We start from the raw sequence: 12,490 nt of genomic DNA, 5'->3' as shown, positions 1-12,490 counted from the left end.
TATAAATTAAAAAACCAGTAAATAAATTGTTTACTGGTTTTTTTATACGCTAATTTAACAAAAATATTTATTTTAAGTAATATTTTCTTGTTGAGGAACTTCGATATCGATTTCTAATGTAGAGAAATCATTACCTCTATCGACTTTGATCTGAATTTTTTCTTGATCAATAGAAATATGTTTTTGAATGACTTCCATAATTTCTTTTTGTAATTTTTGTAACAAATCTGAATTTGAATTTCTGGAAGACCGCTCATGTGCAAGTAGGATTTGTAAGCGATCTTTGGCAACAGGGGCAGAATTTTTCTTTGTAAACAAATTTGAAAAAAAACTCATGATCCATTCCTTCCAAGTAACCAGTTAAAGAATCCTTTTTTATCGGTAGGAACGGTTACTTCAATTTTGTCCCCTTGCAAACGTTTTACGGCCTCAGTATATGCGCGAGCTGCGGCAGAATTAGGGGAAGATAATGTAATAGGAGAGCCAAGATTTGAGGCTTTTAAAACATCCTCACTTTCTGGGATGATGCCAATCAAGGGAATTGAGAGAATTTCAAGAATATCATCTGTATTTAGCATATCGCCACGAGATGCACGGCTAGCTGCATAACGGGTTATTAAAAGATGTTTTGGTATTTTTTCACCTTTTTGTGCTTTGTCAGTGGTACTGTCTAAGATACCAATTATACGATCACTATCGCGTACAGATGATACTTCTGGATTCGTAATAATAATAGCTTCATCGGCGAAATGCATAGCCATCTTTGCGCCGCGTTCGATTCCAGCAGGGCTATCACAGATAATCCAATCGAATTTTTCTTTAAGTTCGGTAATAACTTTTTCGACACCATCTTCGGTTAAGGCATCTTTGTCTCTGGTTTGTGAAGCGGCAAGAATATAAAGGTTTTCAACACGTTTATCTTTGATCAATGCTTGGGATAATGCTGCTTCACCTTGAATGACGTTTACAAAGTCAAAAACTACACGCCGTTCAGCCCCCATAACGAGGTCCAGATTTCGAAGTCCAACATCAAAATCAATCACAACAACACTTTGTCCTGTTTGCGCCAAGGCTGCCCCAATCGCAGCTGTTGATGTTGTTTTACCAACCCCGCCTTTTCCAGAGGTAACAACGATTACCTTTGCCATATTATTTCCTTTAATTCTTACCAGTTAGAAAATTATTACTTGATATTATGTAGCAATGCTAGAGATTTAGAAAGGGATTTACCCATTATTATTTTATTTTTATTAAAGGAGTTACAGTCATAACATCATGATCTAAGTAGACTTGTGCTGCTTTCATGCTTAAATGATCGTCGACTTCTTCTGCGGTCATGTAAAATCCATCAATTGCCATTAGTTCTGCCTCAAGTTGATAAGCAAAAATTCTGGCTTTGGGTTGACCACTAATCCCTGCAATGGCTCGGCCTCTTAATGCCCCATATACGTGAATAGATCCCCCGGCGACGATCTCAGCACCAGAGGCAACAGAATTAGTGATAATGACGTCTCCTTCGGGGAAAAGGATACTTTGACCAGATCTGACAGGCTCATCAACAATAAGACATGGGGTCGGTGCGTTTGAAGGCAGAGGATTAGCAGGCATATCTAAATTATCGATATGTTTTCCATTACCGAAAATAAAAGTTTTTGGCCAATTTTGAAGAGCGTCCCATGTGGATGATCCGCCTTCGACGCAAATTACTTGAATATTCCTTTGAGTTAAAGCAGTATGAAGTCCATCCAACCCTTCTTCATTTCCAGAGAGAAGTTCAAGATTAACAATAACAGGCTTACCCAAGAAAAAGAAAGAAGAGCTTTTGAGTTGTTGGTCCAAGCTTGATAACCAGTCAGGCAAAGAGCCTTCTGGAGAGAGAACTAAGGCCAAGAAAGAGCGGCCTCTAATACGTATTTTGGGAAGAGAGGGAGAGGTGTCCGGCACGAATAATATTTCCTATTAGACAAGCAGAAAGAAAGATCAGATTAACTTATAATGTTTTATTTAGGATGAAAATTAAAAATTGATTTTAATATCCATTTTATCTTTTTTTGTCACTTAAATATCTATTATTTTCCAAATTTTAAAAAATAGTGTTTTTTGGAAAAGTTTGATATTATAAATTGTTTTTTAGCAATATTTCATAGGATATTGAATGTAATGGTGATAAAGCTGTTAAATTTAAAAGTTCAATGTTATATTTTCATTCGTTTATGATTTTATAGAAAAAATGGCTAATTTATATGCGTATGTTGTATCATCTGCCTCTTTGTCCGTTTAGTCGAAAAATTCGCCTAATTATGGCAGAAAAACGGTTGTCTTTTGAATTAATGACAGAGACGGTGTGGAAAAGAAGACCAGAATTTCTTGCGATTAATCCTGCTGGAATGGTGCCCGTTCTGGTAGAGGAAACAGGATTAACTATTCCTGATTCTTATGCAATCTGTGAATATTTAGAAGAAGCTTACCCTGACACCTCATTGATGGGACGAACGCTTGCCGAGCGAGTTGAGGTGCGGCGTTTAACAGCTTGGTTTGATGATAAATTTTCGCGCGAAGTTACGCACAATCTTTTATATGAAAAAACCTTTAAACGTTTTTTTGGTAATAATAACCCGAATGCACAAGCGTTAAGAGAAGGTTATGAGAATATCAAAACACACCTTAATTATATTGCTGAACTAACTGAAAATAGAGTGTGGTTGGCAGGAAATAATTTATCTATGGCCGACTTTGCAGCTGCTGCGCATCTATCTGCATTGGATTATATTGGGGATGTAAATTGGGACAAGAATCCTTTGGTCAAAGATTGGTACGCACGTATTAAATCCCGCCCTAGTTTCCGTTCTTTGTTAAATGATCGAGTAAGTGGTGTTATTCCTCCGAAATATTATGCTGATCTAGATTTCTAATCATTTGGATGAGGGTATGAAGTCTGAAAAACCTGTTATTTTGCAAGTGTTGCCGGCCTTGGGGACTGGGGGTGTAGAGCGTGGCACTGTTGAAATGGCGCAGGCAATTATTAATGCAGGTGGAGTGGCTGTTGTCGCAAGTGCCGACGGTATTTGGAAAAATGCATTAGAACGCATGGGTGCGGTTTATATTAATCTGCCTTTAAACTCAAAAAAACCTTGGGTGATTTGGAAAAATCAATTTGCTTTGGAAAAAGTAATTAAGGATTATCATGTTGATATCGTGCATGTACGTTCCAGAGCGCCAGCATGGTCTGCTTGGTTGGCAGCAAGAAAATCAATAGTTCATTTCATCACAACTTGGCATGGTGTATTCAGTGAAACTTGGAGAGGGAAACGCTGGTATAATCAAGTTATGACCAAGGGTGAGCGTGTGATTGCGATTAGTCATTATATTGCTGAACGATTGAAAAATAACTATGAAGTAAAAGAACAGATATTGCGTGTTATTCCTCGTGGTGTTGATTTAAAATCTTTTGATCCAGAGCATCTTTTAGGGGACAGAGTCGCTGATATTGCTCAGAGATGGAGAATTCCTGAAAGTAAAAAAATTATTTTATTGCCAGGGCGTCTAACAGCTTGGAAGGGACATGAATTGCTGGTGCGTGCGATGGCTAAGATTGGTTCAGAGCATCAAGATTGGATTTGTGTTTTTGTTGGGCCGTCGAAGGTCAAAGATCAGTTTACTCAAAAGCTTATGTTATTAGCAGAACAATTAAAAGTTAGAGATCGTTTATATTTTGTCGGCAATTGTCAAGATATGCCCGCAGCTTTGACATTGGCTAATATTGTCGTTGTGCCTTCTTTAAAGCCTGAACCTTTTGGTCGCGTTGTGATCGAAGCTCAGGCGATGGAAAAACCTGTAGTCGTGGCTAATCATGGTGGGGCTGCTGAAACGGTCATAGATGGTAAAACAGGATATGTTTTTGAACCTGGAAATTCAGATGCTTTGGCTGATTTATTACAGCAATTGATGGAACAATCAGAAGCTGATTTAAAATGGGTAGGAAGGCTTGCCAGAGAGGATGTGCAAGAGCATTATACGCTTGAGCAAATGCAACAAGCAACATTAAAAGTTTATAATGAGATCCTGCCTGAAACAAAACAATTAATGCTACTATGAATAGAACATCGAAAATTTTGGTGATCAGATTAGGTGCTTTGGGAGATTTTATACAAAGTTTTTATCCTTTTGCCGCTATTCGTCAATATCATGCACAAGATGAGATTACATTATTAACCACAGCGCCTTTTGTCGAGCTAGCACAGCATAGTCCTTGGTTTAACTCTGTAATTGTTGATGATAAGCCACATAAATTTAATATTGTGGGTCGATTAAAATTGCAAAAAAAATTGCAAGGGTTTGATTTTGTTTACGATTTGCAAACCTCTGGACGTTCCAGTCAATACTTTAAATTAGCAGGAAAACCACGATGGTCCGGCATTGCTAAGGGTTCATCTCATCCACATGATAACCCTAATCGTAACGAGATGCATACAATTGACCGTCAAAAAGATCAGTTACAAAGGGCAGGAATTACTGATTTTCCTGAACCTGATTTATCATGGTTAGCGGCAGAGACTGGTTCTATTCATAAACCTTATGCGATTTTGGTTCCTGGATGTTCTATTAAACGACCTGAAAAGCGATGGCCTGTTGAATATTATGGAGAAATTGCCAAACTTTGTGTTGATAAGAGTATTCAACCTGTTGTTGTAGGCAGTCATGCTGAGCAAGCGCTTGTTGAGAGCATCCAAAAGCAGTGTCCACAAATAATTAGTTTAATTGGACAAACAACTTTGTTAGAGTTGAGTGCTATTATGAAAAAGGCAAAATTTGCACTGGGAAATGATACAGGTCCGATGCATTTAGGGGCTATGGTGGGGTGTCCCAGTGTGGTTTTGTTTTCATCTGGCAGTGATCCTCTATTAACTGCCCCGCGTGGACGTGATGTAAAAATAATATATAAAGAAAATTTAAAGGATCTTTCTGTAAAAAAGGTTGCGCAAGCGCTGAAGTGGGTTCATTAATTTCTTGTTGTTTTGAGATAAAGATTTGAATTTTTTTGTTCTGGAGATTTGATTATGCTTTCTATTACTTTGCCTGATGGTTCTATCCGAGAATATGATGGACCAGTAACAGGCTTGACGATCGCACAATCTATTGGGGCGGGGCTGGCCAAAGCAGCTTTGGCGATGGAAGTGAATGGTAAGTTGGTTGATTTATCTGTGGCCATTACCGAGGATTCAACCGTTAAATTTATTACTAGAAAAGACGAAGAAGCACTAGAACTGATTCGTCATGATACTGCTCATATTTTGGCTCAGGCAGTTCAAGAAATTTATCCTGGAACACAAGTCACGATTGGCCCTGCAATTGAGAATGGATTTTATTATGATTTTGCACGAGATGAGCCTTTTAAGCCAGAGGATTTAGAAAAAATAGAGCGTCGTATGCATGAAATCGTGACACGCAACGAAGCTTTTATCCGCAAAGTCATGCCTCGCGATGAAGCGATTCAATATTTTGAAAAAATTGGTGAACATTATAAAGCAGAACTTATTCGTGATTTGCCAGAAACTGAAACAATTTCCGTGTATCAACAAGGCCCTTGGTTAGATTTATGTCGTGGCCCACATATGCGTACAACAGCTGATGTTGGGAATGCGTTCAAGTTGACCAAAGTTGCAGGTGCTTATTGGCGTGGGGATTCTAAAAATGCGATGTTATCTCGTATTTATGGAACAGCTTGGCGGGATAAAAAAGAGCTGGATGCGCATTTAACGCAACTAGAAGAGGCAGCACGTCGCGATCATCGTCGTATTGGTAAAGAAATGGACTTGTTTCACTTGCAAGACGAGGCCGCGGGTTCAATTTTTTGGCATCCTAAAGGATGGCAACTTTATACTACTTTACAAAATTATATCCAACGCACGCAACGTCGATATGGATATGTTGAAGTTCGTACGCCTCAGCTGGTTGATCGTTCCTTGTGGGAAGCCTCTGGGCATTGGGAAAAATTCAGAGAAAATATGTTTATTGCCTCTGTTGAAGATGAAGATCGTACTTATGCGTTAAAACCTATGAATTGTCCTTGTCATATTCAGATTTTTAATCATACGTTACGTTCTTATCGTGAACTACCTTTACGTATGGCTGAATTTGGCGCGTGTCATCGTTATGAACCTTCGGGTGCTTTACATGGTATTATGCGGGTGCGTTCTTTTGTTCAAGATGATGCGCATATTTTTTGTAGTGAAGATCAGATTACTTCTGAAACAGCTTTATTTGTTCATATGCTTTCTGAAGTATATAAAGACCTTGGATTTGAGAGTTTCCGTGTAAAATTTTCTGATCGTCCTGATGTTCGTGCAGGAGATGATGCAACTTGGGATAAGGCTGAAAACAGCTTAAAGGATGCTTGTAAACAAGTTGGTGTTGAATTCGAGCTTAATCAAGGTGAAGGGGCTTTTTATGGTCCTAAACTCGAATTTGTACTTAGAGATGCCATTGGTCGTGATTGGCAATGTGGTACATTGCAAGTTGATTATGTATTACCAGAGCGTTTAAAAGCATCTTATATTGGTGAAGATAGTGCCAGACACCGTCCTGTGATGTTACACCGTGCTATTGTTGGCTCATTTGAACGATTCTTGGGGATTTTAATTGAGCAGTATGCGGGTTCTTTTCCATTATGGTTAGCACCAGTTCAAGTCGTGGTTGCAACTATCGTTAATGATGCTGAAGAATATGCGCAAGAGGTCGTGGATTTATTGCGAGCAACAGGCATAAACGTAGAGCTTGATGCCAGAAATGAAAAAATAAACGCAAAAATTCGTGAACATAGTTTGCAACATGTTCCTGCTATTTTGGTCGTTGGGCGTAAAGAAGTTGAAGAACGAAAAGTTGCTATTCGCAGGCTGGGTGGCGCAGCACAAGAGGTGCTTGATCTAGATGAAGCGGTAGAGATTTTAACCAAAGAAGCAACTCCTCCAGATCATAATCGTGTTCCTGTTGCAAAACAAAAATTAAATCTTCATTGTGAAGGCTAGATCGTTTAATAAAAATAGATTATACTAAGAATCAAACAGTTTATATACCTTTAGAAAGAGTATCATACAGAATATATGTGCATTTATTGCAAAATAAAGTTATGTCTTTCTAAGGTAAATTATTAGAAGGAAAAGTAACCATAGTAGTAAAGACATCGACACCTCCCACGACAAACCGCGAAGGTCCGCTTGTTGATGAGGAAATTCGTGCACCTCAGGTTCGTCTTGTTGGTGCTGAAGGCGAAATGTTAGGCATTGTTGCGACACGTGAAGCTTTGAAAATGGCTCATGCAGTTGGGTTAAGCCTTTTAGAGGTTAGCCCGAATGCAGAGCCTCCCGTAGCAAAGATTCTTGATTACGGTAAGTTCAAATATGAACAACAAAAAAAGAAAAATGAAGCGCGTAAAAAACAAAAAGTTATCGAGATCAAAGAATTAAAAGTTCGTCCAAATATTGATCAAAATGACTACATGGTTAAATTAAATGCTGCAAAGCGTTTTCTTGCCGGTGGTGATAAAGTTAAGTTAACGCTTCGTTTCCGTGGTCGAGAAATGGCTCACCAAGAGTTAGGTGTTCAACTTTTAGAACGTTTTCGTTTGGATTTGGAAGCCGAAACTAAGGTAGAACAATTGCCAAAACTTGAAAATCGCCAAATGATTATGGTTTTAGCGCCACGTTAAAAAGATAAGGTATGTAAGAGATTACATACCTTTTTTATTATAATTAAATTTATAAAAAATCCTCGCTTTTCATATAATGATAGATTAATTTTACTCTGAGATTTTATGAAAATATTGTACTATATGAAAAGCATCAAGGAATTTTTTAATGACAATACAGTCCCGTTTTACTGGTTTTTGCCAAGAGGTTAAGGATGGGATTGTTGTCGGCTGGGCAATTAATATTGTCGCCCCTCAAGAGCATGTTATTCTATTTGTTTATATTGATGATCAAAAAATAGCTGAAATTAAATGTGATCAAAATAGAGAAGATATTCAAAAACAAATTAATTTCTTACGCGGAGATATTGGTTTCCAATTTATTATTCCTGATAAATTTCGAGATGAAAAAAAACATGAACTCTGTTTTCGTTTTTCAGATAACAATGTATTATTGTTTTTAGATCCTCAAAAACAAGGGGGAAGGTTGCCTTTTATATCATTTTCGCTATCTGAAAATAATAAGGTAAATCAATATGTTTCTTATATTGATGGATGGAAAAATGGCGCAATTAATGGTTGGATTTTAAAAAAAGATTTATATACAGGTCAGTATACGGGAAATTGTGTAGTTAAGGTTTTCGTTAATGGTACTGAATTAAAAACAATTTCTGCCAATCGTTATCGACCTGATGTTGCCAGTGCTTCAGGAGGGGATCCATATTGTGGTTTTTCCGTAGTTGTACCGACAACGTTAAGAAGACGTTATCGTGCAACGTTCAGGTTATTAATTTTGCCTGAGGAAATAGATGTCGAAGGCAGCCCTTATGAGGCAACGCTTATTGATGATGTTTTAGAACAACAGCTGATTGTAATGAACAATCATGTTGACTCTCTTTATAAAGAAATCACACAATTACGCAAAGAAATACAAAAACTTGTTGCTTCACCTGAATATGTCATAGAGGAATATGATGTGTGGGCAAGAAAATATTTTCCTTTTCTTGAGCCTAAAACTAAATCACTGCAACAACAAATAAGAAAAAAAAATATTCCTTTTCAGAATCCTCTGGTTACAATTATTTGTCCTGTTTATGACCCGGAATTACAATATTTCAGTGAGGCTGTTGAATCTGTATTTAGACAGACATATCAAAACTGGGAATTATTATTAATTGATGATGGTGGTAAATCAACAGAAATTAAAAAAGAATTAAAGTCTTTAGCTAAAGAAGACCCTAGAATTAAAGTAATTACATTAAAAGAAAACAAAGGTATCTCAGCAGCAACCAATGCTGGAATTAAAAAAGCTACAGGTGAGTGGATAACTTTTTTTGATCATGATGATTTGCTGGTTCCTCAAGCATTGGAAATAATGCTTTATTCTGCTTATTTGCAAAAGGCTAAAATTGTATATTCTGATGAGGATAAGCTTGAGAATAGTGGTATATATATTCAACCTCATTTTAAACCAGATTTTAATTATCGTTATTTGTTAGGTATCAATTACATTTGTCATTTTTTAATGGTTAGTGCCGATCTTGTTAAGAAAGTAGGGCAGCTTCGATCAAAATATGATGGTGCTCAAGATCATGATTTCTTATTACGTTTAACTGAAATCACGCCTCACGATACAATTTATCATTTACCTGAAATTTTATATCATTGGCGAATGACCCGTAACTCTACAGCTGAGACAATAGATCATAAACATTATGCAATTGATGCTGGTGTCGCATGTGTTAGTGATCATTTAAAAAGGATGAAAAAACCAGCTATAGTGTCTTCTTTGGATGGGTCTACGGCTTATCAGATTGAGTGGAAAAGCCAAACATCTCCCCATGTTGCCATTATTATACCTTTTAAAGATCAAGCAGAAATAACACAAGAATGTGTAGATCGACTATTAAAGAACACAAATTACATAAATTATACTATTTTACTGGTTGATAATGGTTCGTGTGAAGAGAAGACTTTACGATTTTTAGAGGAATATAAAAAGCATGATCGAATAGAAATTCTGCCAATTCATGAAGAATTTAATTTTGCTCGATTAAATAACTTAGCCGCAAACCATATCAAAGCTGAGTTTTATCTCTTTTTAAATAATGATGTTTTTGTAGATGATCCAAATTGGTTAACGAAACTGGTGAATGAAGCTGCTTTATTTGATGATGTTGGTATTGTCGGGAGCAAGTTATTATATCCTAATGGCCGTGTACAACATGCGGGTGTTATTGTATCACTTACTCACGTTGCTGATCATTTGGGTAAAGGGGAGAAAAAAGATGACGAAGGATACATAAAGCGCTCTATATTATCTCAAGAATTGACAGCAGTTACAGCGGCAATGATGTTAGTTAAAGCCTCTGTCTTTCATGAGGTCAATGGTTTTAATGAAATTCATCTTAAGATTGCGTTTAATGATGTTGATTTATGCTTAAGAGTTAAAGAAGCAGGGTATAAAGTTGTTTTTTGTGCAGATTGTGTTGCTGTGCATCATGAAAGTCTCTCTCGGGGGAGTGATGATCAGCCAAAACATAAAGCCAGGTTTGAAGCAGAAATTAAATATATGAATGATACATGGAAAGATACGAAAATGTATCAAAATGATCCTGCTTATTCACCTTATTTTTTGCCTGAACCTCCATTTTTTCATAACTTAGTCGATCCTGATAAATAGAAATATGATTAAATCCCTATTTTCATAAGTGTTAATATTAATGAAAATAGGGATTATATAAATTATTTCTCGATCTGGTTAAAATCAGCTATCAGGCAAGCAGTTTGGTCGATTTGAGAAAGTAATTTAAGACGATTGCTGCGAATAGCAGAATTTTCGTCATTGATGGTTACCTTTTCAAAGAAAAGATCCAAAGGACCTTTTAGGGTTGTAATGCTGTTCATGGCCTTATCGAATTGTTCTTGTTTAACGGATGCACTGATTTGTTCCATGGCTTTATTCAATGCAGAAGAAAGATTTTTTTCTTCATCTTGTGTAAATAAAGCAATATCAGTTTCCCCTTGATGAGGTCCGTCTTTTTTGTTTTCGATACGTAAAATATTGCTGGCGCGTTTAACAGCTGCCAGTAAATCTTTACCATCGTTTGTTGCAACAAAAGTTGTAATAGCTTCTACTTTTTTCAAAAGTTCAACTAAATCGGTAAACTGCTTGGTTGGGGCAACAGCAGATAAGATATCGTATCGAGAACCTTCACTGCGTAATTGCACATAAAGACGTTCGTAAATAAATTCTGATAAAAGTCCAAGATCTCCAGAAGATTGTAACGCTTGTGGCAAGCCAAGGACAGCAAAGTCAAAGAGCGCTTTAATATCAAGGCGAAGTTGATTTTCACGAATAATACGAATAACACCCAAAGCAGCACGGCGCAAAGCATATGGATCACCAGAACCACTAGGTTTTTCACCAATAGCAAAGAACGTGGTTAAAAGATCAATTTTATCGGCCAGAGCTGTAATGATAGAAACTATTTGTGTTGGAACACTATCACTTGGGCCAACAGGTTTATAATGTTCAGAAATTGCAAGGGCAACTTCAGGGGATTCTTGGTCATGTTTGGCATAATACCCTCCCATAATCCCTTGAACCTCTGGGAACTCACCGACCATGCCTGTGGTAAGATCGGCTTTACAAAGTAAAGCAGCACGTTTTGCAATTTTTTCATCGGCTTTTAATTGTTTAGCAAGATAGCCTGCTAATCGTTCTAAACGTTGAATACGCTCATATTGACTGCCAAGTTTGGCATGAAAAATCACATTTTGCAGTTGTTTGTTACGTCGTTCTAAAGAAGTTTTACGATCTTGATCCCAGAAATAACGAGCATCAGCAAAACGTGCACGTAAAACACGCTCATTTCCTGCGATAATCAGCTTGCCTTCATCATCAGGAATAATATTGGCAACAAATGCAAAGGCACTAGCAGGTGAACCATCTTTATTTTTTAAGGCAAAATAGCGCTGATTGACTCGCATAGATACTTGCATAACTTCAGGGGGGAGGTCCATGAAGATTTCATCAATTTTACCCAACAAAGGAACGGGCCATTCAACCAATCCTGTAACTTCGTTTAATAGTCCTTCATCAGGAACTAATTCCAGATTTGCTTTTTGCGTTAACGCTGTAATGTCATTAAGAATTTTTTCACGACGTTTATCTGGATCTGCAATGACGAAACGAAATTCTAATGTATCTTCCCATTGTTGTGCATTTTGTATTTCGAATATTTCAGGTGCAAGATAACGGTGGCCTTTTGTCTTATTACTACAAACCAACCCATGTGCGTCATCTTCAGAAGTAGCCAAATTTAATGGAATAATTAGTCCATCTAAAAGACAGGTAATATAGTGAAGAGGTCTAACCCAAGTAAATTGACTGCCATTACCCCAACGTTGAGATTTAGGCCAAGGGAATTTCCAGAAAATCTGTGGTAAAGCTTGAGCTATGAAATCTGTTGCTGATACTGCAGCGACCTTCTTTTGTAATACCCAAAACCCATTTTCTTCAATAAGATCAGATTTTTGTGCTTGATGCTTACGCAAGAACCCTTCAAGCGCTTTTTCTGGTGCCGTTGTGCGTGGTCCGCGCTCTTGCACTTCTTGAGCTGGGATAGAGTTTTTGATTGCTAGTTGAATAGCAATGCGGCGTGGTGTGCTGAATGTTTTAATCTGTTGAGGTGACAGATTACCCAGAGCATCACATAACAAGCGCTGAAGATTCTCAGTAGCTTGGCGTTGCATACGCGCGGGAATTTCTTCGGAAAATAATTCAATAAAAAGTTCTGACAT

10 protein-coding genes are annotated in these 12,490 nt (G+C 37.3%); 6 read left to right on the top strand and 4 right to left on the bottom strand.

Annotated features, from left to right (window positions below):
* Positions 1–72 precede the first annotated feature (72 nt).
* From minE to minC, 3 genes are all read right to left on the bottom strand, one after another.
* On the bottom strand, positions 73–336 hold the full coding sequence (gene minE, locus QMN76_RS04315; RefSeq protein ID WP_034336004.1) for a cell division topological specificity factor MinE: 264 nt from the start codon (positions 334–336) through the stop codon (positions 73–75).
* Entirely contained in the window at positions 333–1,148 is an 816-nt protein-coding gene (gene minD, locus QMN76_RS04310) for a septum site-determining protein MinD (protein WP_034336007.1), read from the bottom strand. The genes minE and minD overlap by 4 nt, the downstream gene beginning before the upstream one ends.
* A gap of 88 nt (positions 1,149–1,236) precedes the next feature.
* Complete coding sequence (gene minC, locus QMN76_RS04305; protein ID WP_282023673.1) at positions 1,237–1,944, bottom strand: septum site-determining protein MinC; 708 nt, start codon at positions 1,942–1,944, stop codon at positions 1,237–1,239.
* A gap of 299 nt (positions 1,945–2,243) precedes the next feature.
* On the opposite strand from minC, the gene fzlA reads away from it, so the two are divergent.
* The 6 genes from fzlA (at position 2,244) to QMN76_RS04275 (ending at position 10,367) form a co-directional block, all read left to right on the top strand.
* Positions 2,244–2,912: an FtsZ-binding protein FzlA gene (gene fzlA, locus QMN76_RS04300; protein ID WP_034336011.1), complete on the top strand. Its 669-nt coding sequence runs from the start codon at positions 2,244–2,246 to the stop codon at positions 2,910–2,912.
* Between the two features lie 16 nt (positions 2,913–2,928).
* Complete coding sequence (locus tag QMN76_RS04295; RefSeq protein WP_282023674.1) at positions 2,929–4,095, top strand: glycosyltransferase family 4 protein; 1,167 nt, start codon at positions 2,929–2,931, stop codon at positions 4,093–4,095.
* Positions 4,092–5,003, top strand: coding sequence for a glycosyltransferase family 9 protein (locus tag QMN76_RS04290; protein WP_282023675.1), 912 nt, complete (start codon positions 4,092–4,094; stop codon positions 5,001–5,003). Before QMN76_RS04295 ends, QMN76_RS04290 begins: the two co-directional genes overlap by 4 nt.
* A 54-nt stretch (positions 5,004–5,057) precedes the next feature.
* Complete coding sequence (thrS, locus tag QMN76_RS04285; protein ID WP_034336020.1) at positions 5,058–7,025, top strand: threonine--tRNA ligase; 1,968 nt, start codon at positions 5,058–5,060, stop codon at positions 7,023–7,025.
* 140 nt (positions 7,026–7,165) lie between these two features.
* A complete protein-coding gene (gene infC / locus QMN76_RS04280; protein ID WP_034336023.1) occupies positions 7,166–7,705 on the top strand; it encodes a translation initiation factor IF-3 in 540 nt (179 codons plus the stop codon).
* A gap of 148 nt (positions 7,706–7,853) precedes the next feature.
* Positions 7,854–10,367, top strand: coding sequence for a glycosyltransferase family 2 protein (locus QMN76_RS04275; protein WP_282023676.1), 2,514 nt, complete (start codon positions 7,854–7,856; stop codon positions 10,365–10,367).
* A 62-nt stretch (positions 10,368–10,429) separates the two neighbouring features.
* On the opposite strand, the gene glyS is transcribed toward QMN76_RS04275, so the two are convergent.
* Positions 10,430–12,490, bottom strand: coding sequence for a glycine--tRNA ligase subunit beta (gene glyS / locus QMN76_RS04270; protein WP_282023677.1), 2,061 nt, complete (start codon positions 12,488–12,490; stop codon positions 10,430–10,432).

The organism is Commensalibacter papalotli (ex Botero et al. 2024), from assembly GCF_947179115.1.
In the GTDB taxonomy this organism is placed as follows: Bacteria; Pseudomonadota; Alphaproteobacteria; order Acetobacterales; family Acetobacteraceae; genus Commensalibacter; species Commensalibacter papalotli.
The sequence above is the reverse complement of the archived record's forward strand: the minus strand, read 5'-3'. Positions and strand labels throughout refer to the sequence as shown.

Excerpts from the sequence above, each read along its gene's own strand:
- minE (WP_034336004.1), bottom strand. The coding sequence starts at position 336 with ATGAGTTTTTTTTCAAATTTGTTTACAAAGAAAAATTCTGCCCCTGTT.
- minD (WP_034336007.1), bottom strand. The coding sequence starts at position 1,148 with ATGGCAAAGGTAATCGTTGTTACCTCTGGAAAAGGCGGGGTTGGTAAA.
- fzlA (WP_034336011.1), top strand. The coding sequence starts at position 2,244 with ATGCGTATGTTGTATCATCTGCCTCTTTGTCCGTTTAGTCGAAAAATT.
- QMN76_RS04295 (WP_282023674.1), top strand. The coding sequence starts at position 2,929 with ATGAAGTCTGAAAAACCTGTTATTTTGCAAGTGTTGCCGGCCTTGGGG.
- QMN76_RS04290 (WP_282023675.1), top strand. The coding sequence starts at position 4,092 with ATGAATAGAACATCGAAAATTTTGGTGATCAGATTAGGTGCTTTGGGA.
- thrS (WP_034336020.1), top strand. The coding sequence starts at position 5,058 with ATGCTTTCTATTACTTTGCCTGATGGTTCTATCCGAGAATATGATGGA.
- QMN76_RS04275 (WP_282023676.1), top strand. The coding sequence starts at position 7,854 with ATGACAATACAGTCCCGTTTTACTGGTTTTTGCCAAGAGGTTAAGGAT.
- glyS (WP_282023677.1), bottom strand. The coding sequence starts at position 12,490 with ATGTCAGAACTTTTTATTGAATTATTTTCCGAAGAAATTCCCGCGCGT.